The organism is Embleya sp. NPDC020630, assembly GCF_044334985.1.
In the GTDB taxonomy this organism is placed as follows: domain Bacteria; phylum Actinomycetota; class Actinomycetes; order Streptomycetales; family Streptomycetaceae; genus Embleya.
Genome location: NZ_JBIRUB010000017.1, coordinates 67,463 through 90,486, shown reverse-complemented (window position 1 = coordinate 90,486; position 23,024 = coordinate 67,463). Strand labels below are relative to the sequence as shown.

9 protein-coding genes are annotated in these 23,024 nt (G+C 73.4%); all 9 read right to left on the bottom strand.

Going from position 1 to position 23,024, the window contains the following annotated elements; all coding sequences use genetic code 11:
* Positions 1-79 precede the first annotated feature (79 nt).
* From ACH4XV_RS37515 to ACH4XV_RS37475, 9 genes are read right to left on the bottom strand one after another with little or no spacing between them, the layout of a single operon-like run.
* Positions 80-1,138, bottom strand: coding sequence for a pyridoxal-phosphate dependent enzyme (locus ACH4XV_RS37515; protein ID WP_395797182.1), 1,059 nt, complete (start codon positions 1,136-1,138; stop codon positions 80-82).
* Positions 1,135-3,504 carry a lantibiotic dehydratase gene (locus ACH4XV_RS37510; protein ID WP_395797180.1) on the bottom strand — a complete coding sequence of 790 codons (2,370 nt, stop codon included), beginning with the start codon at positions 3,502-3,504 and terminating at the stop codon, positions 1,135-1,137. Before ACH4XV_RS37510 ends, ACH4XV_RS37515 begins: the two co-directional genes overlap by 4 nt.
* Before the next feature lie 2 nt (positions 3,505-3,506).
* A complete protein-coding gene (locus ACH4XV_RS37505) occupies positions 3,507-4,268 on the bottom strand; it encodes an aspartyl/asparaginyl beta-hydroxylase domain-containing protein (protein ID WP_395797178.1) in 762 nt (253 codons plus the stop codon).
* A gap of 45 nt (positions 4,269-4,313) precedes the next feature.
* A complete protein-coding gene (locus ACH4XV_RS37500; RefSeq protein WP_395797176.1) occupies positions 4,314-5,549 on the bottom strand; it encodes an Ldh family oxidoreductase in 1,236 nt (411 codons plus the stop codon).
* Positions 5,539-6,285: an aspartyl/asparaginyl beta-hydroxylase domain-containing protein gene (locus tag ACH4XV_RS37495; RefSeq protein ID WP_395797174.1), complete on the bottom strand. Its 747-nt coding sequence runs from the start codon at positions 6,283-6,285 to the stop codon at positions 5,539-5,541. Before ACH4XV_RS37495 ends, ACH4XV_RS37500 begins: the two co-directional genes overlap by 11 nt.
* 19 nt (positions 6,286-6,304) lie before the next feature.
* Positions 6,305-6,565, bottom strand: a complete 261-nt coding sequence (locus tag ACH4XV_RS37490; protein ID WP_380032525.1) for an MbtH family protein — start codon at positions 6,563-6,565, stop codon at positions 6,305-6,307.
* On the bottom strand, positions 6,562-7,320 hold the full coding sequence (locus ACH4XV_RS37485; RefSeq protein WP_395797296.1) for an aspartate/glutamate racemase family protein: 759 nt from the start codon (positions 7,318-7,320) through the stop codon (positions 6,562-6,564). Before ACH4XV_RS37485 ends, ACH4XV_RS37490 begins: the two co-directional genes overlap by 4 nt.
* Positions 7,320-14,708 (bottom strand): amino acid adenylation domain-containing protein, encoded by a 7,389-nt coding sequence (locus ACH4XV_RS37480; RefSeq protein ID WP_395797172.1) that lies wholly within the window; start codon positions 14,706-14,708, stop codon positions 7,320-7,322. Before ACH4XV_RS37480 ends, ACH4XV_RS37485 begins: the two co-directional genes overlap by 1 nt.
* Positions 14,701-22,893 carry an amino acid adenylation domain-containing protein gene (locus tag ACH4XV_RS37475; protein ID WP_395797170.1) on the bottom strand — a complete coding sequence of 2,731 codons (8,193 nt, stop codon included), beginning with the start codon at positions 22,891-22,893 and terminating at the stop codon, positions 14,701-14,703. The genes ACH4XV_RS37480 and ACH4XV_RS37475 overlap by 8 nt, the downstream gene beginning before the upstream one ends.
* Positions 22,894-23,024 lie beyond the last annotated feature (131 nt).

The following is a 23,024-nucleotide window of genomic DNA, read 5'->3' as shown; positions in this document are numbered from 1 at the left end:
TCCGCGTGTTCTCCGTTCCCACCCGTGCGGCGGGCGTCCTGCTCCCGGCCCCGGGACTCGCAAGCCGGGCCCGGACGGTTCACCCGCGTCTGCGGGCGGCGGCCAGGTCGGCCAGGCCCTCGCGCAGGGCCGGTTCGGACTCGGGGGGCGGCGGGCGACGGCCCGCGTAGATCGTGTTCAGATACGCCGCGCCCAGGTCCGGGCAGATCACGCCGATCTCGCGCAGGTCCGGGTCGCCTCGGGCGGCGACCACGGCGCCCAGGAGTGCGGCGCCGGAGGAGCCGCCCAGGGTCAGGCCGGTGGCCGCGCGTACGACCCGGCAGGCCGGCGCGGCGTATTCGTCTGCGACGCGCACGCATACGTCCCAGTCGCCCGGACGCAGGAACGACGAGCGTCGGCCGGAGCCGAAGCCGGGGATCTTGGCCGGCCGCGCGCCGCGTTCGCCGCCGGTGGCCGCCGAACCGACCGCGTCCACGCCGACGATCGTGGTGTTCGGGTGGGCGCGGCGGAAGTAGCCGGACAGGCCCGCCAGGGTGCCGCCGGTGGAGATCGCCGCGACCACCGCGTCCGGGCCGACGGCACCGATGCCCCGGGCGAGTTCGGGTCCGGTCCAGTGTTCGTGCACGTTCGGGTTGGCGGGGCTGCCGTACTGGTCGGTCCAGCGCATGCGCCGGTCGGCGGCGAGGATCCGGCGCACCATGCGCAGCCGTTCGGCGACCGGGTTGCCGTCGGCCGTCGGCTCGACCAGGACCACGTCGGCGCCCGCGTCCGCCATCAGGGTGATGCTCCGGCGCGGGGTGTCGCGGTCCACCACGAGGGTGCATCGATAGCCCCGGGCGCGGCAGATGCCGGCGAGCGCGACGCCCAGGTTGCCCGAGGTGGACTCGACGATCGATCCGCCCGGCTCCAGGCCGCCGTGGTGTTCCAGGTGCTCGATCAGGGCATGCGCGGTACGGGCCTTGATCGATCCGTACGCGTTGGCCCCTTCGAGCTTGAGCCACAACCGGCGGCCGATGCCGCACACGGGCAGTACCAGCGGCACGAGCGGGGTGCCGCCGATCCCGAGTTCGCCCGCCCCGGCGGTCGGCAGGGGGAACTCCGTTCCAAGGCAGGGTGGTCCGGTCGGTCCGCGATTCATCCGCTGCGCTCCCCCGCCTGTGCCCCTGCCCCTGCTCGTGCCCGGTAGTAGCCGAACCGGAGTTCGGCGGTGTGTCGACCCGCGTGGTCGCGCAACCACAGGTCGGCCGGTCCCGGCAACATCTCCGAGACCACGATCGGACCGTGCGCCCGGTCGTAGTGGCGCGAGAACAGGTCGGCCAGCACCGGTACCCCGAAGTCCACGAAGATCGGCTTGGGTTCGCCGGCGAAGCGCACATAGACCTGGTCGGGGAACCCGTACCGGTCACGCAACCGGCGCATCCGGGTGCGGTTGGCCGGGTGCAGACCGCTCCACGATCGCGGCGGTGGCGCCGGGATCCGCCAGGTCTCCCGGTGCACGACGGTGCGGCCCACGGTCAGCCGGGGCAGGTGCGGGACGTCGTCGAGGGCGCGCAACATGTCCTCGGCGCCGATCAGTCGGGCGCCGGTGAACGGCGTGAAGATCGACTCGACCTCGTCACCCCAGGACGGCAGCGGCGGTCTGGTCAGCAGTACCCGACCCAACGTCGGGCATTCGAGCACGAGTTCGCCGCCGTCGAGGCGCACCCGCAGGTCGGCCGCGCGGCCGACCCGTCCGGGCGGGCGGGGACTGGTGCCCAGGAACTCCACCTCGGGCAACACCTCCGCGCGGGCCAGCGTCTTGCGCCCGTGTGCCAGGACCGGATCGCAGATCCGCGCGTCGGCCAGCCCCTCGATCAGGCCGCCGATCTCGGCCTCGAATCCGGCCCGGTCCGGATGCAGCGCCGGCCACAGGCCCTGGAGCAACTGGTCGTGCAGGCCGTGTACTTCGCCGACCACGACGGTGAACGCGTCGGCGTTGATCGCCGCCTCGTCCGGCGCGGCGACGAACAGGTCGGCGCCCGCCACGCACCACGTGTCGAAGTCGACCTCGGCCGCGGCCCGTTTCGCCCAGTCCATGTCGAGCCGCACCCGGGGCCGGTCGGCGTTGGCGCGCAGCCGGTCGCTGAGCGCCGAAGGCCCGTCCATCCGGGTCCGGTCGTCGATCTTGCGCAGCCGCTCACCGAGCCCGGCCGCGTCGGCGGCGGCCAACACCCGGTCCAGCGGCACGCTTTGCCCACGAAACGTGTCGGCGAACCACTCGGTGATCTCGGCGACCAGTCGTCGCCGCCGGGCCAGAGACAGTTCGAACAGCAGGTCCAGGAGCACCGGCGCCTCGTCGGTGAGATACCGGTGCAGCGGGCGGCCCAGGTCGAAGCGCGGCCAGGGGAAGCGTCCGTCCTCGACCAGGATCGACCGGTCGGCGTAGTGCCGACCCGCGTCCTTGTCCGCCGCGGCCCCGGTGACCTCGGTGAACGTGCGCCCGACGGCGGACAACGCCTCACGGCGCGCCGCCAGGGACGGTGCCTCGTGGAACCGCTGTCGGCACAGGTCCAGTTCGGCCAGTACGCCGCGCCATCGCCGGCCCGCCGGGCCGGACAGGCGTGCTGCGAACTCGATGAGCGGGTGCAGCGGATCGATCAGACCGACCGGGACGGTCAGCCCGAAGCGCACCGAGCCGCGCCGGTCCAGCGCGCGCAGCAGGTCGAGCGTGCCGTCGAGGTCCAGGCCCTCGGCGGCGGCCAGTTCGGCGGCGGTGGTCCGCCCGTCGCAGCGCGCGACCAACGCCCGCTCGGCCGGCGTCCGGGGCGGCTCGACCCGTTCGTCCAGGGTGATCGGCCACCGGTCGTAGCGGACCGCGAACTGCCGTCCGTCCCGCTCGACCAGATTCGGCGGCACGCGCGGCGCCACCTCGGCGAGCACGTCGGGATCGGCGCTCATCACGTCGGCGATCGCCTGCGCGGCCCAGTGGGTCCAGGCGGTCGCCAAGCGCACCGGGGCCGGCTCCCCGAGGTCGAGCCGAAACGGCTCGTCGGGGTGTACCCGAGCCCAGGCGACCGGGCCGAAGAAGCTGGTGCTCTCGTTCTTGGCGCACATGCGCTGCAGGTACATCGCGGCCAGCAGCACCCGTCGCCGGTCGGCCGAGCGCAGCCGGCTCGGGTCCGGATCGGTCCGCAACCAGTGGTGCAGGCGTTCGTAGGCTCCCCGGCTGGAGAGCAGGACGGCCTCCAGGAAGCGCGGATCCGCGCAGGTGCGCAGCAGGCGGCGCACACACTCGGCGATCGGGTCCGCGTCGGCCGATCCGCCCGCGACGGCGGCCTTCCCGCCCGCGTGCCGATCGGCCGGTTCCGGGACGCGCAAGTCCTCCAGCAACTCGTAGGCGAACCCGGTGGATTTGACCAGCGCCCAACCGGACAACCGCCAGGGCCCCTCGGCCGCCGGCCCGGACGCGGGCACCGATCCCGCCTGCGACCCCCGCACCTCAGGGACGTCCGTCTCGTCGCCCATCCCTAGTCGTCCTCGTACAGGAAGGTCTTCCAAACGGTCATCATGTACGCGAGCGCACGTTTTTCGATCGTGGTCAGCTCCGGGTGCCAGACGTCGAAGAGCAGCACCGCGCGGCCCGACTCACCGTCGTTCCACACCTCGTGCTCGAACGAGTCGTCGAAAACGATGGCCCGGCCCTCGCTCCAGGTCCGGGTCTCGTCGGCGACCCGCATCCGCCCGCCGCCGGGCACCACCAGGCCCAGATGACAGCGCACCCGGGCGTTGATGAAGCCGCAGTGCGGTGCCACATGGGTGCGCGGACCCATGATGGAGAAGTAGCACATGCCCGAATCGGCCACCCCGTCCGGCTCGGACAGCACCTTCATGGTGCGTGGGCAGCGGGCGATGTGCTCCGGGTAGGAGCGGCCGAGCAGGTGGAAGTAGTACGCGTTCCAGTCACCCGCCTCGGCCAGGTTCCCGGAGTTGGGGTGTCGGACGGCATCGGTCGGGACCAGCCCGCCGACCGCCTCGAACTCCTCCCGGATCACGCTGTATCCGGCCTCCAGGTCGGCGATCCAGGGGAACTGCCGTCGGTCCCACCACGGTTGTGCGGTGAGGCCGGGAAGCAGGACTTCCGGGCGCTGCACCGCGTCCTCGTCGGCGGGCTCGCGCCACGAACTGACTTCCAGGCCGTCCAGGATCCGGGTCAACCGGGACCGGTCCAGGTGCTGTTCGTCGATCCACCGGTCCAGGAACGGCCGACTGTCGTTGACCCACGCGGGCATCCCGCGCTCCTTCCTTCCGTGCCCACCAGGGGCGTTCGGGTGTGCTCAGGGCCGACGTGACGGACGTTCCGACCGAGGCGCGGCGAGGTCGGCGGTTCCCGGGTCGACGTCGGCATCGCCCGTGCGTGGCAGCCTGGTCGGGACGTCGAACCGGGCGCCGACCGCGATCAGGTCGGCCACGGTCGCGCGCGGCAGCGGGATCCCGGTCGCGCGGGCCTGGCGACTGCGATGTTCCGGGGCGCCGGGGACGCTCGCGTGTGCCCCGGCCGCCTCGGCGTCGGCGATCAGCGCGGCGGTGTCCGCGATCATCGCCCGATACGGCTCCAGGCCGCCGAACGCCTCGGGGTCGATCGCGATCAGACAGACACCGGCGATCTCGCCCCGGCCGGTGGAGTCGGGTGGGCGCTGCGAGCCGGCCAGGGTCGGCGTAGTGTCGCCGATCGCGGCCAGGCCGCCGAGCAGGGCCGCGCCGAGCGCCAGGCCGAAGCCCTTGTGCGCGGCCACCGGGCTGCCCAGCGGCAACAACGCGCCGCCCGCCAGGTAGTCGGCCGGGTCCCGACTGGGACGCCGTCCCGCGTCCACGACACACCCCTCGGGCAGTGCCTCGCCGCGCGCCGCGGCGGCGGTGATCTTGCCTTCGGCGAGCAGCGCCATCGACACGTCCACCACCACCGGGTGATCGGTGCCGGGCACGCCGAGCGCCCAGGGGTTGGCCGCGAGGAACCGCCCCGAGCCGCCGGGCGGCGCCATCACGCCGACACCGGGACCGGCGGCTCCCACGGTGATCATCCCGACCAGTCCGGCGTTCGCGAGCAGTTCGCAATAGTGCCCGAGCCGGCCGATGTGGCCGCAGTGTCGGATGGCCACCACTCCGACGCCGTGTTCGATGGCCAGGGAGGCCACCAACTCGCAGGCCATCCGCGCCGAGTAGTGCCCGAACCCGCGGCGCGCGTCGAGCAGTATGCTCGCCCGGCGCCGGCGCAGCACGTGCGGCCGGGCGCCGGGTATCAGGTCACCGCGCTCCGCCTCGGCGACGTATTGCGGCAGCCGCAACACCCCGTGCGAGTCGTGTCCGGCCAGGTTCGCGCCGACCAGGTGTTCCGCGACCTCGACGGCCACCTGCCCGCCGGCTCCCATGCGGCGGCAGACCGAGTCGACGAACAGGGTCAACTCGGCGGGCGGTACCCGGATCGCGTCCGCCTCGGTCGACGCGGCGCGGATCGGCGGCAGCGGCGGCGCGGCCGACGGTGCGAGGCCGGGCGCCCTCGGGTCAGTCCACATCGGACGTCCACATCCGCATCACGAACTCCATTGCCCGGCGCTCGACGTCGGTCAGATCGGGGTGCCAGGTGTCCACCAGCAGCACCGCCCGGGGGCGGTCCGAGTCGTTGGCCACCTCGTGCTCGAACGAGTCGTCGAAGACCGAGCACCGGCCCTCCCGCCAGGCCCGGGTCTCGGTGCCCACCCGCATGCGACAGTCCGGCGGCACGATCAGGCCGAGATGGCAACGAATCCGGGTGTTCACGAAGCCGCAGTGCGGCTTGACCCGGGTTCGCGGCGCCAGCACCGAGAAGTAGCAGATCCCGGCGTCGGCCACCCCGGGCACCGCCGCCAACGCCTCGGCCGTGGCCGGGCATTGGGCCAGATGCTCGGGGAACGTGGTGCCCATGGTGTGGAAGTGGTACGCGTTCCAGCCGCCGGTCGCGGCCAGTTCGCGCTCCTCGGGGTGTCGCTCGATCCCGTCGCTCGCGAACTGCTTCTCGAACTCGTCGCGGATGCGGGGGTATCGGCTCTCCAACGCGTCGACCCACGGATACCGGTCGGCGTCGTGCCAGGGCGAGGCGGCCAGTCCGGGCACCAGGATCGCGGGGGATTGCAGGTGCCCGGCCCGGGATCGCACCGGGTCGTCGGGATCGAGACCGCGGTAGATCCGGTCCAACTCGTCCGGTTCGATGCCCTGTTCGGCGGCCCAGCCGGTCAGGGCCCGGGCGCTGTCCTGCGGCGTGGGCTCACGCATCGTGTTCGTGGCCTTCCGCTCAGCTCGCCGACGGTCGCGCGGCGGACTGCCGCGCCTCGGCCTCGGCCCGCCGGGCGAGCCGGTCACGCAGGCTCTTGGGACGCATGTCCGTCCACACCCGTTCGATGTGGGCGAGGCAGTCCTCCCGGGACCCCTCGACGTCGACGCCGTCCACCCGCACGATCCGCCAACCGACCGGCACATCGCGGCCGACCGCCCAGATCGAGTACTGCTCCTCGTCGTTGATCACGACCGACCAACGGGTGTCCTCGACCGTCATGGTTGTTCTCCGCTCATCACGTTGTGTTGCGCTTCCGATGAAGTGGCGCCCGGTCGCACCGGTCGCGAGGGGGTGTCTCCGGGGGCGAGGATCGCCCGTGCCAACACGTCGGTCACGTCCACGACCGGGACGCGGCCCGCCCGGGCCGGGGCGATCACCGACAGTTCGGTACAGGCCAGCACGACGCAGTCCGGATCACCCGTCCGGCGCGGCAGCAGGCCCTCGATCCAGCGGGCAAACTCCCCGCGCAGCTCCTCGACCGGGTCGCCGCGCTTGACCCGGTCGATGAAGTCGTCGGTCTCCGCCTGCCGTGCCGCGTCCGGGTAGCGGGCGATCGTGTCGGGCGCCAGGTGCGGCTCGTACAGGCGCAGTTCGGCCGTCGCCCCGGTGGCCAGCAGCAGCGGCCGACGCAGCCGGCGGCGGCGCAGCGCGACACCGGTCTCGGCGAGCAGGTCGAAGACGGGTACGCCGACCGCGTCGCACAGCTCGGTCCGGTAGGCGTGTGTGGTCGCCGAGGGGATGGCGATCGCGTCCGCCCCGGCACGCTCCAACCGCTCCACCGTATCGAGCAGTTGCGGCAGCGGGCTCTCACCCCGCCCGAGCAGGTGCTCGATCCGGCTGGGCATCGGTTCGGAGACCAGCACCGCCGCCGGGTAGTCGGCGTCGTCGCTCGCGCCGCACAGGCGCAGCAGGCGTTCGTAGAAGTACACGGACGCGAGCGGGCCGACGCCGCCGACGATGCCGATGCGTTTCATCAAGGCCGAGCCTCCTCGGGGAACGATGCCGATGCGGCGGGGCCGTCGGGACACAGCGCGGTGTCCACGCCGATGCGCAGCAGCCGGGCGAACTCGGGCACGTGCGGCGGGTTGGCCAGGTCGTGGTGGGTGCCCGGCACCGGCACCACATGCAGCGCGGCGTACGTACGTCGACCCCAACTCGCGGGCACCACAGCGGGGTTGGTCAGCGTCGGGTGCCGCTCGCTCGCGGTGAACAGGTGCAGCGGGGCGCGCACCCGGGTCGTGGAGCGATGGCCCTCGGCGGCACGCCCGTTCGCGGTGAACACATCGATCATCCGGCGCAGCGTGCCGGCGTCGGCGTAGCGGGACAGCCGGTCCTGCGCAGTGAGGTGTCCGGCCAGCAGGGTGAGCACCGCGTCGTCGTCGGCCCGGCTCAGGCCGGAGCGGGTCAGGCCCTGGGTGATGCCGAATCGGGCCAGTTCGCCGGTGTTCGCGTACCACTCCTCGACCTCGTCCTCACCGAACGCGCGGGCGTCGATCACCCCGACGAACGCGACCTCCTCGCCGGCGGCCTCCAGGAGCGCGGCCATCTCCACCACGACGTTGCCGCCGAACGACCAACCCGCCAGCAGATAGGGGCCGTTCGGGGCGACCTTGCGGACCCCCTCGACGTAGCGCCGCGCCATCTCCCCCAGGTCGGTCAGCGGGGCGGTGTCGCTGCTGTACCCGATCGCCTCGATCCCGTAGACCGGCCGCCAGTCGCCGAGTTCGCGAACCAGGTGCACATAGCAGCACACGTCGCCGGACTGCGGGTGTACCAGGAACAGCGGCGGTCCGGGCAGGTGTTCGTCGCCGAGCGGGACCACCAGGTCGGGTCCGTCGGGCGAGGGCTGGGCCAGGGCGGTCGCGGCGGCGGCCAGCCGTTCGACGGTGGGGTTGCGGAAGAGGGTGTGCAGCGGCAGGTCCAGGCCGGTCCGGCGGCGGATCGTCTCGACCAGTTCGACCGCCTTGAGCGAATGGCCGCCGAGTTCGAAGAAGTCCTGATGCACGCCGATCGGGGCCCGACCGAGCACCTCCTCCCACACGCCCAGGAGCCGCATCTCGGCCCGGTTGCGCGGCGTCACCACCGCCTCGCCCAAATGCGGTTGGGGCGCCGGCGGGCGGGCGGCCAGGGCCCGGCGGTCGAGTTTGCCGTGCGCGGTGGTGGGCAGCGCGTCGAGTGCGACGTAGTGGCCGGGGCGCAGGTGCTCGGGCAGTACGTCGGCGATCGCCCGGCGCAGCGCGCGCAGGTCGGGCGGGCCGGCGGCGCCGACCACGTAGGCCACCAGCTCGGCGCCGTCCGGCCCCCGGTGCGCCACCACGGCCGCCGCGCGTACCTCCGGGCGGGCCAGCAACGCGGCCTCCACCTCGCCGGGTTCCACCCGCACGCCGCGCACCTTGACCTGCTCGTCGCGGCGGCCGTGGAAGATCAGCCTGCCGTGGAAGTCGACCCGGGCCAGGTCCCCGGTGCGGTACCAGCGGCTGCCGGGCGGCCCGTACGGGTCCGGCAGGAAGCGCTCGGCGGTGGCGGCCGGCGCGCCCGGGTAACCGATCGAGACACCCGGGCCGCCCAGGTAGAGTTCGCCGATCGCGCCGGTGGGCAGCGGCCGACCGGCGGTGTCCAGGACCAGTGCCCGGGTGCCGGGCAGCGGCGCGCCGATCGGGATCGACCCGGCGTCGAGGTCGGCGTCGGTGATGCGCCGGAACGTGGACGTCATGGTGCACTCGGTGGGCCCGTACTGGTTGACCACCACGATCCCGGTGCCCAGCCGGCGCACCCGGCGCAACGCCTCCGCGCTCGGCTCCTCGCCGCTGAGCAGAATCAGCCGCAACCGGCTCACGGCGGGCGCCGCGTCGGCATCGCCGTCGGCGACCGCGGTCAGCACCCCCAGCAGCGACGGCACCACGGACAACAGCGCCGTCACCGCGCACCGGTCGACCGTGGCCAGGATCGCCCTCGGGTCGCGTGCGTGTTCGTCGGCCGGCAGCACCAGGCGGGCGCCGGCGGCGAGGGTGCCGAAGATGTCCCGGACCGCCGCGTCGAAGGAGACGGCGGCCACCTGGAGCACGGTGTCCTCGGCGCCGATCCCGAACTCGGCGGCGAGCAGGCGGAGATACCGGCTTGCCGCCGCGTGGGTGGTGGGCACCGCCTTGGGCAGGCCGGTGGAGCCGGAGGTGAAGGTCACGTAGGCGAGGTCCGCCGGGCCGGCGGGGGAATCCGGAGGGTTGTCGGCCTCGATGGTCGACGCGGACACCACCGCCGACCCGGCGAACCGGTCCGTCGCGTCGCCGGTCGGTGACGCCTCGTCGGTCAGCACCAGGGACGCACCCGCGTGGGTCAGCAACAGCCGGATGCGCTCGTCGGGTTGGCTCGGGTCGAGGGGTACGGCGGCGGCGCCGGCCCGGAACACCGCGAGCAGGCCCACGACCAGCTCGATCGACCGGGGCAGCAGCACGGCGACGAACACGCCGGGCCGGGCGCCGGCCGCCCGCAGCCGCCGGGCCAGTCCGTTCGCGCGCCGGTCCAACCCGGCGTAGGTGAGCACCTGTTCGCCGAACTCCAGGGCCGGGGCCGTCGGCCGTTCGGCGGCGCGGGCGGCGACCAGGGTGTGCAGGCAGGCATCCTGCGACCCGGTGGGCGCGTCGATCGGCAACAGGCATTGTGCGGCGGCCGGATCGAGCAGTTCGGGTCCCGCCGCCGGGCGGTCCGGGCGGGCGAGGGCCGTGGTGAGCACACGCCGGAAGGTGTCCGCGATGCCGTGCGCGGTCGTGGGGTCGTAGAGCGCCGTGGCGTAGGCCAGCGAACCGGTCAACGTACCGTCGGGGCGTTCGGTGAGGGTCAGGGCGAGGTCGAACTTCGCGCTGTGATGCGGGATCCGCACGGATTCGGTTCGCACCCCGGGCAGGTCGAGCGCATCGGCCTCGTCCCGGTCGAACGCGAACATGATCTGGAACAGCGGGTGTCGGCTCAGTTCGCGCTCCGGCCGCAGCTCCTCCACCAACCGCTCGAACGGCAGGTCCTGATGCGCGGTCGCGTCCAGGACGGTGGCCCGCACCTCGCGCACCAGGTCCGCGAACGCGCGCTCCTCCCCGGCGTGCATCCGGAGTACCACGGTGTTGACGAACGGGCCGATCACATCCGCCAGTTCGGGATACTGACGGCCGCGACCCGCCGTCGGGGACCCGAGCACGACATCCGTACTCCCGGAGAGCCGGGCCGCGGTGACCGCGAACGCGGCGCACAGGATCACAAACGGCGTGGCCCCAAGCTCGCGCGCCACCTCGGCCGTACGCCGCGCGACAGTCTCCGGCAGCTCGAAGTCGACCGAGGCGCCCTTCTCGTCGAACATCGCCGGTCGGCGTCGGTCGCCGGGGATCTCGGTGGCGGTCGCTCCGGCCAACTTCTCGCGCCAGTGGGCGAGATCGGCCGCACCTCGGGTGGTGTCGGCACGCTCCCACGCGGCGAAGTCGGCATATTGCAGCGGCGGTCGAGCAGGCTCGGGCGGCATCGATACCGACGCCGATGCCGACCCGGATCCGGACCCGGACTCGGACCCGGCGAGCGCCCGATACCCGGCACCGACCTCCGCCCACAACAGCGGCAACGACCAGCCGTCGACCACCGCGTGGTGCATGACCACCACCAACAGGTGGTCCTCGGCGCCGATCCGGATCGGCGTGGCCCGGAACAGGGGCCCGCGCGCCAGGTCGAACGGCTCGGCGCAGCGCCGCCGCGCCTCGGCGAGCGCCGCCGCTTCCGCGTCGCCCGGACCCGCCGCGCCCGGGTCGTACACCTCGTCCCACGGCGCCCACACCGGGTCGGTCACCTGTACGGGGCCGTCGGGGCCGGCCGTGAACCGCCCGCGCAGCACGTCGTGTCGGGTCAGGACCCCCTCGACGGCCCGACGCAGCAGTGCCGGATCCACCCCGCCGCGCAGCCGCAACACGGAGGCCACGTTGTAGTCGGCGCGATCCGGGCGCAGCCGGTCCAGGAACCACAGTCGCCGCTGGAGGAACGACAGCGGCGCCGGGCCCGGTTCGGCGCGCCGAGGAATGCGCTCGACGGGCCGCTCCGGGTCGAGCGCGGCGGCGAACTCGCGCACCGTGGGCCGGTCGAACACCAGTCGCACGGGCGCCTCCACCGCCAACTCCTCGCGCAGCGCGGCGACCAGGCGCGCCGCGCGCAGCGAGTGCCCGCCCAGTGCGAAGAAGTCGTCGTGCGCGCCCACCCGTTCGACGTCCAGGACCCGCGCCCACACCTCGGCGATCCGCGACTCCCGCTCGCCGACGGGCGCGACGTACGCGGCGCTCGTCCGGGGTGAGGGCGGGTCGGGCAGCGCGCGGCGGTCGAGCTTGCCGTTCGGCGTCAGCGGCAGCGCGTCGAGTTCGACGATCAGCGGCGGCACCAGGTATTCCGGCAGGCTCTCCCGCAACCACTCCCGGGCGAGCACGCCGGGGTCCCGGTCGTCGTGGCCGGCGCGGCGCACCAGGTAGCCGACGAGCACCCGGTCCAGCCCCTCGCCGTGCACCCGCACCGCCGCACGGGTGATGTCGGGGTGGGCCAGCAGGCGCGCCTCGATCTCGCCGGGCTCGATGCGATGGCCCCGGATCTTGACCTGGTGGTCGGTCCGGCCGAGGAAGTCCAGCCGGCCGTCGGGGCGGTAGCGGACCAGGTCACCGGTGCGGTACATCCGGTCCCCGGCACGGCCGGCGCCTGCTGCGAACGGGTCGGGCAGCAGCCGCTCGGCGGTCCGGCCGGGGTCGGCGGCGTAGCCGCGCGCCAGACCGAGGCCGCCGATGTACAACTCGCCGACCACACCGATGGGCACGACGGCGAGGCGGTTGTCGAGCACGTACAGGGACGTGTTCAGCAGCGGGCGGCCGAGCGGTGGGGCGGCCGGGTCGGGGGTGCCCACGCCGGGCGTGGCGGGGGTGAACTCCACGAGGTGTGCGGCGGACCAGATGGTGGTTTCGGTCGGGCCGTACACGTTCCACAGGCGCGCCACCCGTGCACAAATGCGCTCGGCGAGCGGTCCCGGCAGTGCCTCGCCGCCGCACAGCGCCCGGATCTCGCCGCCGGGCCAGCCCGCGTCCAGCAACATCGCCCAGCCGGCGGGGGTGGCCTGGACCACGGTGGCGCCGGCGTCGGTCAGCGCGGCGCCGAGCCGGCCGCCGTCCGCGAGCACCGCCTGTGGGAGCACCTGGACCCGGGCGCCGGCCGCGAGCGGGACGAGCAGTTCCAGCACCGCGATGTCGAACGAGACGGTGGTCAGTGCGCCGACCACGGACGATCCGTCCAGGGACAGGCGTTCGATCATGTCCCGGGCGAGGTTGGCCACGCCGCGGTGGGTCACCATGACACCCTTGGGCCGGCCGGTGGAGCCGGAGGTGTGGATCAGGTAGGCCACCTGGTCCGGGTCGGGTGCGGCGGCGGTCGGGCGCGGGGCCGCCGCGTGTTCGGGGACGGTGTCGAGGTCGAGCACCGGCACCCCGAGGTCGGCCCAGGGCATGGTCCGCGCGGTGGCGGCGTGGGTGAGTACCACTCGGGTCTCGCTGTCCGCGAGAAGGGCGCCGATGCGGGCCGTGGCGTGACTCGGGTCGATCGGCAGGTAACTTCCGCCCGCGCGCAGCACGCCGAGCAGCGCGATGACCAGGTCCACGGAACGGTCCAGGCAGACCGCGACCACACCCTCGCGCGGAAGGCCCAGGGCTTCGAGTCGGGCGGCCAACCGGTCGGCTTTCTCGACCAGTTCGGTGTAGCTCACCGTACGCTCGCCGCAGCCGAGCGCGATCGCCTCGGGGGTGCGTTGGGCCTGCGCGGCGATCAGTTCGGGCAGCGTGGCGCCGTCCGGATCGCGGACCTCGCCGCGTCCCCACTCGTGGACGAGGGTGGCCAATTCGGCCGAGTCGGCGAGCTGAAGCCGGGCGGGGGGCAGGTCCGGGTAGGCGGTGGCCGTGTGCATGAGGCGGATGTAACCGGCGGCCAGGCGATGGATGGTCGCGGACTCGAAGAGATCCGGGTCGAAGACGAGCGATCCGGTGATCGGGGCTTCGGGGCCGGCCTCGGTCAGGGTGAGCGCGAGGTCGAACTTCGATGTGGTGACCGGCAGCGGCACGGGACGCAGGCGCGGGCCCGACCGGGTTCGCGCATCCGGCGCGGACTCGTGCTGGTGTGCGAACAGCACCTGGAACAGCGGGTTTCGGCTCAGGTCGCGGCGGGGATGGAGGTGTTCGACCAGGTGCGCGAAGGGCAGGCGCTGGTGGGCGTACGCGCCGAGCGCGGTCTCGCGGACCCGGCCGATCAGGTCGACGAAGCTCGGCGAGTCGGCCAGTTCGGTGCGCAGCACCACGGTGTTCACGAACGTGCCGAGCATCGCCTCCAACTCGGGGCGATCCCGCCCGGCGACCGGGGTGCCGACCGCGATGTCGGTCTGGCCACCGAGCAGGGAGAGTTGCGCCTTGAAGCCGGCGAGCAGGGTCATGAACGGCGTCGCGCCGTGGCGTATGGACAACGCGCGGACCCGGTCGACGGTCGCGGTGGGCAGGGTGAAGCGCACCTCGGCGCCGGCGCGCTCGCTCGCGGCGGGCCGGGGATGGTCGGTGGGCAGCGTGAGTTCGGGCAGCCCGGCCAGTCGTTCGGCCCAGTAGCGCAGGTCGGCGGTCTCGGTCTCGGCGGCGCGGGCGCGCTGCCAGGCGGCGAAGTCGGTGTACTGCCGGGCCGGCGGGTCCGTGGGCAGCGGCCGGCGGGCGCGGGCGGCGGCGTACAGACGTGCCAGTTCGTCCCAGGTCCGGGCCATGGCCGGTCCGTCGGTGGCGATGTGGTGCACCGTCAGCAGCACCAGCGCGGAACGATCGACGCAGCGCAGCACGGCGGCGCGCAGGGGCAGTTCGCCGGCCAGGTCGAACGGGTGGTCGGCGAGGCCGGCGACCCTTCGGGCGAGGCGGCGCAGGGCGTCGGGGTCGGCCGGGTCGCCGAGTTCGGTGCCGTCGACCGTCTCGATCGACACCGGGCCCGCGGGACGGAGCACGGGTCGGGGCAGGCCGTCGACCTCGGTGAAGACGGTCCGCAATACCTCGTGTCGGGCGACCAGCGCGGTCAGTGCCCGGCCGAACGCGTCCGAGTCGAACTCGTCCCGGAACCACATGCATTGCGGCACGTTGTATTCCGGGGCCCGGCCCAGGATGCGGTCGACCAGCCAGACCCGTTCCTGCTCGAACGAGGCCACGATCGGGGCGTCGGCCGGACGCCGGGGCAACGATCCCGAGTACGTGTCCGAGGAATCGGGCCCGGGACCGGCCAGCCGCGCCCGGGCCGCGCGCAGTCGTTCCACCAGGCGCGGGTCACGCGCACCGGTCCGCTCAGTCATCGCAGCCCCCGGCGGGCATGTCGCCGTCGGTCGGTTCGCCGAGCAGTTCGGCCTCGATGGCGGCGGCGAACCCCGCGATCGTCGGATGCTCGAAGAGCAGCACCAGCGGCAGTTCCGCGTCCAGGGCGCGACGCAGTCGGGAGACGATCCGGGTGGCCAGAAGCGAATGACCCCCCAGGGCGAAGAAGTTGGCGTCGGCGTCGTCGGCGTCCAGGAATTGCGCCCAGACCTCGGCGACCAGGAGTTCCGCGTCGGTCTCGGGGGCGCGGATCGGGCCGGGTGACGGGGCCGGTTGGGCGTCCCGGTCCGGTGCGGGCAGTCGTTTGCGGTCCACCTTGCCGTTCGGGCTCAGCGGCAGTGCGTCGAGCAGGGTCAGGCCGGTGGGCACCAGATACGGCGGCAGCCGCTCGCCCAGATAGGCACGTACGTGTTCGGGCTCGGGGCGGGTGCCGGCGGCGGCCACGAGGTAGGCGAGCAGACGGTGGTCGCCGGGCGTGGGCTCCCACTTGGTGACCACGGCATCGGCGATGTCCGGGTGTGCGACCAACATGGCCTCGATCTCTCCGAGTTCGACCCGGATGCCGCGAATTTTGACCTGGTGGTCGACCCGGCCCAGGAACAGCAGTTCGCCGTCCGGGCGGCGGATCGCCCGGTCGCCGGTCCGGTACAGCCGCTCCCCCGGGACGTCCGGGTCGGGTACGAACGCCTCGGCGGTGCGCCGCGGGTCGTTCCAGTAGCCGCGCGCCAAACCCGGTCCGCCGACGTGCAGTTCCCCCTCGACGCCGACCGGGACCGGCCGCAGGTGGGCGTCCAGGACGTGCACCCGGTAGTTGTCCAGGGGCAGGCCGATCGGCACCGTGTCGGCTTTCGCGTCCTCGGGGCCGCAGACGTGGTGGGTGGCGTCGATGGATGCCTCGGTCGGGCCCCACTGGTTGTGCAACCGGGCACCCCGCGCGTCCAGATGCGTTCGGAAGCGGGCCACCAGGTCCGGGCGCAATGCCTCGCCGCTGGAGACCACGACCCGCAGCCGGTCGAGTCCCACGGACCCGACGGCGTCGAGTTCGTCGAGGAACAGGCCGAGCATGCTGGGCACGAACTGGAGCACCGCGACCTCGTGTTCGACGGCCGCGCGCAGAATCTCCCGGGGGTCGCGGTGCAGGCCGGGTTCGAGCATGACCACGGTGCCGCCGACCAGCCACGGCCAGAACAGTTCCACCGCGGAGTCGTCGAAGCTGAGCACGGTCTTGTGCAACACCCGGTCGCCGACGGCCAGACCGTGGCGGCGGTGCATCCACCACATGCGGTTGACCCAGCCCCGGTGCGGGTTGGCCACACCCTTGGGCTTCCCGGTCGAGCCGGAGGTGTAGTAGATCGAGACCAGGTCGTCGGGGTCGACCCGGGCGTCGGGCGACGTGTCCGACCGGGCGTCGGGTGCGGTCGAGTCGACCGTGATGGTACGGATCCCGGCGTCGGCCGGCAGCGCGTCGCCCGCCGTGGCGTCGACCACGCAGATGTCCGTGCCCGCCTCGTCGAGGAGTTGTCGGGCGCGGGCCGGGGGCAGGTCGGGGTCGAGAGGTAGGTAGGCGCCACCGGCCTTGAGGATCCCCAGCAGCGCGACGGCCAGGTCCGAGCCCCGGTCCAGGCGCAGGCCGACCGGAAGGCCGGGGCGGACCCCGTGTGCCACGAGCCGGTGCGCGAATCGGTTGGCGCGGCGGTCGAGTTCGGCGTAGTCGAGGGTCTCCCGCCCGGCGATCACGGCCGCGGTGTGCGGGGTGCGGCGGGCCTGCCGGGCGAACAGGTCGTGCAGGCACTGGTCGAGGTCGTGGTCGACGGCGGTGTCGTTCCATCGGGCATACGGCTCGGCGCCCGCCTCGGGGTCGCCCGCAGCCGCATGCCGGGCATCGCCGGTCGCGGGGGACGTGAGGGCCTGGGCCCGGTCGGGCGCGGACCCGAGGGCGTCGGGCGCCCCGAGGCGGGCTTGCCGGCCGAGCCCACCCACCGGCGCGTGCGGTCGCTCGACCAGCGCCGCGAGGAGCTGGACATAGTCGCGGGCCAGCCGTTCGATCGTGGCGGGGTCGAACAGGTCGGTGGCGTAGTAGACGCTGCCCAGATACGTGTCCCCTCGCTCGGCGACGGCGATCTCCAGGTCGAGCTTGGCGGCGCGGAACGGCACCGGGTGCGGTGCGACCCCGAGTTCCCCCCAGTCGGCCGGGGCGGGGTTGACGTCCGCCATCGAGAACATCAGCTGGAACAGCGGGTTGCGGCCGAGGTCGCGCTCCGGCCGCAGTTCGTCGACGAGTTGCTCGAACGGCAGGTCCTGGTGCGAGTAGGCGGCGGCCGCGTCGGCGCGGGTGCGGGCGATCAGGTCGGCGAAGCCCAGTGCGGGATCGAGATCGACACGCAGGACCAATGTGTTGACGAACAGACCGATCAGCCCGTCGAGTTCAGGGCGGCTGCGCCCGGCGACGGGGGTGCCGACGGCGATGTCGCGGACCCCGGTGCGCCGCGCGACGAGCACCTGGAAGGCGGTGAGCAGGGTGATGAAGGGCGTGCTCTCGTGTGTCCGGCTCAGGTCGAGGAGCCGGCGGCGCAGGTCGGCGGGAATCTCGAAGTCGAACTGCTCGCCCCGGCCGGACATGACGGGCGGGCGCGGGCGGTCGCCGGGCAGTTCCACCGAGGTCAGTCCGGCCAGGTGGCTGCCCCAGTAGTCGGCCTGGGCCCGCCGGGCCGGGTCCGCCGCCGCCGCGCCGCTCTCCCAGGCCGCGTAGTCGGCGTAGCGCAGTGCCGGCGGGTCCGGTTCGTACCGCGCGCCCAGCCGGTATCGGTCGGCCAGTTCGCGGCACAACACCTCGCTGGACCAGCCGTCGGTGGCGATGTGGTGTACGACCAGGAAGAGGATGTGGTCGTCGTCGGCCAACCGAACCAGCAGCGTGCGCACCGGAGGTGCGGCGGCGAGGTCGAACGGGCGGCCGAGGTCGTCGGCGATCGCCGCGTCGGCGGCGGGCAGCGCCTGCTCGATCGGCAGTGTGCGCAGGTCGAGCTCGCGCGGCACGATCGGCGCGGCCGGTTCGACGAGTTGGTGCGCCTCGTCGTCGCGGAGCACATAGCGGGTGCGGAGGATGTCGTGCCGGGCGACCAGCCCGGTGAGCGCGGTGCGCAGCCGATCCGGGTCCAGCGGGCCGGTCAGGCGCAAGGCGACGGGCAGGTTGTAGTCCGGTCGGTTCGGCCAGAGTTGGTCGAGGAACCACAACCGGCGTTGGGCGAAGGACAGCGGCGCGAGGTCGTCGGCGGTGGTGGTGCGCGGGATGGTGTGCTCGTCGGCGTCGCGGTCGTGATCGGGCCCGGTGAGCCGAAGCCGTGCCTCGGTGGGCAGGCCGGCCAGGAACGCGGCGGGCGTCGGGTGGCGGAAGACGTTCTTGACCGGCACCTCGATCGAGTGGTCCGCGCGCAGCCGGCCGACGAGGCGGATCGCCGCCAGGGAGTTTCCGCCGAGTTCGAAGAAGCTGTCGTCGAGGCGCACTTCGGGCACGTCGAGGGTGCGGGCGTACAGCGCGCACAGGGCCCGTTCCTCGGCGGTGCGCGGGGGGCGGGAGGGGTCGGCGAGGTCGAGCGCGGGCAGCGCCGCCTCGTCCACGGTGCCGGACGCGGTGCGCGGGAGGGCGGGCAGCGGGACCAGGGCGGCCGGCACCAGGTGCGCGGGCAGCCGATCGGCCAGGAACGCGATCAGGACGTCGTCGAGTCCCGTGTGGCCGGGGGCCGGCACCAGGTAGCCGACCAGGATCTCGCCGAGGTGTTCGTCGTCGCGGCGCACCACCACGGCCTCGGTCACCCCGGTGTGTTCGGTCAGCGCCGCCTCGATCGCGGCGGGCTCGATCCGCCGTGCGCCGAGGCGCAGTTGCCGGTCGCGGCGGCCGACGTGGTCCGCGCTGCCGTCGGCTCGGCGGTGGAAGAGGTCGCCGGTGCGGTACATCCGCGACCCGGGTGGGCCGTACGGGTCGGGCACGAAGCGCTCGGCGGTGAGTGCGGGTCGGCCCAGGTAGCCGGATGCGATCCCGGGTTCGGCCAGGCACAGTTCGCCGATCATGCCGATGCCGACCAGAGTGCCGGTCTCGTCCATGAGCCGGGCTCGGGGGCCACCGGCGATAGGTGCGGCCGGAGGATCCGGTTCGCGCACGGTGTCCACGCCGACACCGCGCAGCAGCCGGGCCCACAGCGGATACGGGCCGTCCTCGTCGATGGGTCCTGAGGCGCGCAGAAGCGGCTCACCCGGGTGATCCGGGGCGGTGAGCAGGTCGCGGTGACTCGTGCACACGCCGACGAGGGCGCCGGTGGAGTCGCTCGTATAGGCGATGCAGGCGATCCGGTCGGGGTCGATCTCGACGGGCGCGGAGCCGGTGGCTGCCGCCGCCCCTGCGCGGATCGTGTCGGCCACCGGCAGGACACGGGTTTCGGGGCCGACCAGGGCGCGGACCCGTGCCGCCCGTTCGGGGTGGTCGACCAGTACGGTGCCGGCACCGCTGTCGGCGAGGATCGTGGCCAGGCGCCGGTCGGGCAGGCCCGGGTCGAGCGGCACGTACGTCCCGCCTGCCTCGATCACGCCGACGGTCGCGGTCACCGCGTCGACGCCGGGTTCGAGGAGCAGGGCGACGGGTGCGTCGACGTCGTTCAGGCCATCCGCGAGAGCCCTGGCGCGCTGGGCCAACTCTCGGTACGTCAGCACGTCTTCGCCGACGGCCGACGCCTGGGGGTGTGCGGCGACCCGGGCGTGGAAGGCGGCGATCAGGGTGTCGTGTTCCGGGTGGGTGGCCGGCGCGATCGGGCGCAGGTCCGCGAGTTCGGCGTCGTCGAGGACGGTGAGCGCGCCGAGCGGGCGGTGCGGGTCGGCGACGGCCTCGCGCAGGAGGCGGACCAGTCGGTCGGCCATGCGCCGGACGGTGTCCCGGTCGAACAGGTCGGTGGCGTACTCCACGGTGGCGTCGATGCGGTCCGGGCGGCCCGTCTCGGTGCGGTGCGGGAAGAGGTGGAACGCGAGGTCGAACTTGGCGGATCGGGTGTTGGCCAGGGTCCACGGGTCGGCCAGTCCGGGCAGTCCGGTGATCGCGTCGGGGGTGTTCAGCAAGCCGAGCGAGACCTGGAAGATCGGGTGCCGGGACAGGCTGCGGACCGGGTTGAGTTTCTCCACGAGCAGGTCGAACGGGACCTCCTGGTGCGCGTAGGCGGGCAGCCAGGACCGGTCCACCCTGGCGAGGAGTTCGGCGAAGGTGGGATCGCCGGAGGTGTCCGTGCGCAGCACCACGGTGTTGACGAAGAAGCCGATCAGGTCGTCGAGGACGGCGTCCGCGCGGCCCGCGATGGGGCTGCCCACCACGATGTCCTCGCCCGCGCCGAGTCGGGTGAGCAGGCCGGCCAGGCCGGCGTGCAGCGCGACGAACAGCGTGGTGTGCGCGGAGCGGGCCAGGTCGTCCAGGGCCGTGCACAGGTCGGCGGGCAGTTCGAAGGCGTGCACGTCGCCCGCGTGACCGGCCACGATCGGGCGCGGACGATCGGTGGGCAGCGTCAGTCCGGCCGGGGCATCGGCCAACCGCCCCGTCCAGTAGGCGAGTTGTCTGCCCAGTGGGCTATCCGGGTCGTTCTCGTCGCCCAGGTGTTCACGCTGCCACGCGGCGTAGTCGCGGTATTGCAGCGGCAGCGGCGGGATGTCGGGCCGGGTGCCGCGGATTCGGGCGGCGTAGGCCCGGCCGAGGTCGCGGGTGAGCGTGGTGAGCGACCAGCCGTCGGCGCTGATGTGGTGGACCACTACGAGCAGCAGGCTCTCGTGCGGGGTTCGGATCAGCTCGGCCCGGATCGGTGGCCGGGTGGTCAGGTCGAACGGCGCCCGCGCGGCGCGGGTGATCTCCGCGTCCACGGCGTCGGCCGCACAGTCGGTGACGGGGATCCGCACCCCGAACTCATCGATGTCGAGGATGTGTTGGTGTGGTACGTCGTCGTGTTGTACCGGGAAGACCGTGCGCAGACTCTCGTGACGTTCGATCACATCGCGCAGCGCGGCTCGCAGGGCTTCGAGGTCGGGCTCGGTGTGCAGGCGGAACAGCAACGGGATGTGGTAGTCCGGGTTGGCGCTGCCCTCCAGGCGGTTGACCAGCCACAACCGCCGCTGGGCGAAGGACAGCGGGATGACGTCGGGGCGTGGCCGGGGGGCCGGCGGCGGGCGTTCGGCGGTCCGGGCCCGGGCCGCCGCGTCCAGCCGGAGTGCGAGTGCGGCCGGGGTCGGCGCCTCGAACACGTCCACCACTCGCAGGAGTCCGGCTCCGGCGGCGGCGATCCGGGCGACCGCACGGGTCGCGAGCAGCGAGTGGCCGCCGAGTTCGATGAAGTTGTCGTCGATGCCGACCCGGTCGAGGCCGAGCAGGTCGGCGAACACCTCACACAGCAGTTCCTCGACGGCCGAACGCGGTGCGCGGCCGTCGACGGCGTGCGTCGGGGCGGGTAGCGCGGCCGAGTCCACCTTCCCGTTGGGCGTCAGCGGCAGGGCATCCAGAACCACACAGTCCGTCGGCACCATGTAGGCGGGCAGGGTGGCGGCCAACTCCCCCAACACCCGCCGTCCCCAACCCGGCTCGCCGGGCCTCGGGTTCGCGTCGCCGGTCGAAGTGTCCCGGCGTGGGACCAGGTAGGCGACGATCGTCTTGTCGCCGTGTGCGTCCGGCACGGCCAGCACCGCGGCGCCCGCGACGTCGGGGCGCAGGGCGATGCGGCTCTCGATCTCGCCGAGTTCGATGCGGAAGCCGCGTACCTTGACCTGGCGGTCGCGGCGGCCGACGAATTCGAGCAGGCCGTCCGGCCGCCGGCGCACGATGTCGCCGGTGCGGTACATCCGCGCGCCGCCGCCGGCGAACGGGTCGGGTACGAACCGGTCGGCGGTGATCCCGGGGCGGCCCCGGTAACCGCGCGCGACGCCCCGCCCGCCCAGGCACAGTTCGCCGTCCGCGCCGGTGTCGACCGGGTCCAGCCGCTCGTCCAGGACGTAGGTGCGCACGCCCGCCATCGCCGAGCCGATCGGCACGGGCGCTCCCACCGGCTCGGTCGGCACATGGAACGCGGCGAAGATGGTGCCCTCGGTGGGCCCGTAGACGTTGACCACGGTGCCGGCGCCGCCCGCCCGCAGCGCGCGCGAGACGGCGAGCGGGGAGGCCGCCTCGCCGCCCATCCACACCCGGCCGATGCCCGCGAAGACCGCCGGATCCTGCTCGACCATCACGTTGAACAGGGAGGTCGTGACGAACGCGCAGGTGACGCCCTCCTCCTTGATCAGCCGCGCGACCACGCCCGCGTCCACCTCGCCGGGCGGGGCCACCACCACCCGGCCGCCGCGAAGCAGCGGCATCCAGATCTCGAACACCGACGCGTCGAACGCCAGCGGCGAATACTGGAGCACCCGCCGATCCAGTCCGTCCGACCAGCACGGATCGGCCGCGAACGCGACCAGGTCGCGGTGTTCGACCTCGACGCCCTTGGGCACGCCGGTGGAGCCGGAGGTGTGGATCACGTACGCGAGCCGACGCGGCGATCGAGGGCGCGCGGGCGCCTCCGCCATGGATCCGGGAGGCGCGACGGGTCCGCTCGCCACGGGCCCCGGCGGCGCCACGGCGTCAGCGAAGCACACCACGTCCACCCACTCGGCGCAGAACTCGCGCACACGCGAGGCCCGTTCGGCGGTGTCCACCAGGACGAGGCCGATGCCGCACTCGTCCAGGATCAGCCGCGACCGGGCCGCCGGCGAGCGGATGTCCAGTGGTACATAGGGGCGTCCCGCCTTGACCGTGCCGACCATGGCGGCGACGACGTCGACGCCCCGGTCCATGAACACGCCGACCGGCGCCTCGTCGGCCAGTTCCGGCCCGCACACCTCGCAGTCGTCGACCGGATGGGTGTCCGCACCGCGGGCCTCCAGGAACCGGCGTACCGCGTCGGAGGATTCGTCGAGTTCGCGGTAGTCGACCACCCGCTCCGCGCAAGTGATCGCGGTCGCGTCCGGGTGTTCGGCGACGCGGGCCGCGAACACCCCCACCAGGTCGTCCGGTTCCCGCGACGCGTGATCGTCCGGTTCCCGCGAGGCGTGCGACAACGCAGTTCTCCCATCGCCGATCCGGGCCCGGGACGGGGTGCCCGGGGCCGACGTGCGCATACGCGTGTGCTCGGTGGATTCAGGGGGTTGGATGGGTTCCGGGGTCTGCTCACCCGTCCGGCCCGCACCGGCGATGACGCATGCGGACCACCATCGACCGGCGGCCGGGAGGGCGAAAGTGTTGCCCTGTT

What these genes read in the sequence shown, in the direction of transcription:
- ACH4XV_RS37505 (WP_395797178.1), bottom strand. Translation starts at nt 4,268, where the DNA reads ATGCCCGCGTGGGTCAACGACAGTCGGCCGTTCCTGGACCGGTGGATC.
- ACH4XV_RS37495 (WP_395797174.1), bottom strand. Translation starts at nt 6,285, where the DNA reads ATGCGTGAGCCCACGCCGCAGGACAGCGCCCGGGCCCTGACCGGCTGG.
- ACH4XV_RS37485 (WP_395797296.1), bottom strand. Translation starts at nt 7,320, where the DNA reads ATGAAACGCATCGGCATCGTCGGCGGCGTCGGCCCGCTCGCGTCCGTG.
- ACH4XV_RS37500 (WP_395797176.1), bottom strand. Translation starts at nt 5,549, where the DNA reads ATGTGGACTGACCCGAGGGCGCCCGGCCTCGCACCGTCGGCCGCGCCG.
- ACH4XV_RS37480 (WP_395797172.1), bottom strand. Translation starts at nt 14,708, where the DNA reads ATGACTGAGCGGACCGGTGCGCGTGACCCGCGCCTGGTGGAACGACTG.
- ACH4XV_RS37515 (WP_395797182.1), bottom strand. Translation starts at nt 1,138, where the DNA reads ATGAATCGCGGACCGACCGGACCACCCTGCCTTGGAACGGAGTTCCCC.
- ACH4XV_RS37475 (WP_395797170.1), bottom strand. Translation starts at nt 22,893, where the DNA reads ATGCGCACGTCGGCCCCGGGCACCCCGTCCCGGGCCCGGATCGGCGAT.
- ACH4XV_RS37510 (WP_395797180.1), bottom strand. Translation starts at nt 3,504, where the DNA reads ATGGGCGACGAGACGGACGTCCCTGAGGTGCGGGGGTCGCAGGCGGGA.
- ACH4XV_RS37490 (WP_380032525.1), bottom strand. Translation starts at nt 6,565, where the DNA reads ATGACGGTCGAGGACACCCGTTGGTCGGTCGTGATCAACGACGAGGAG.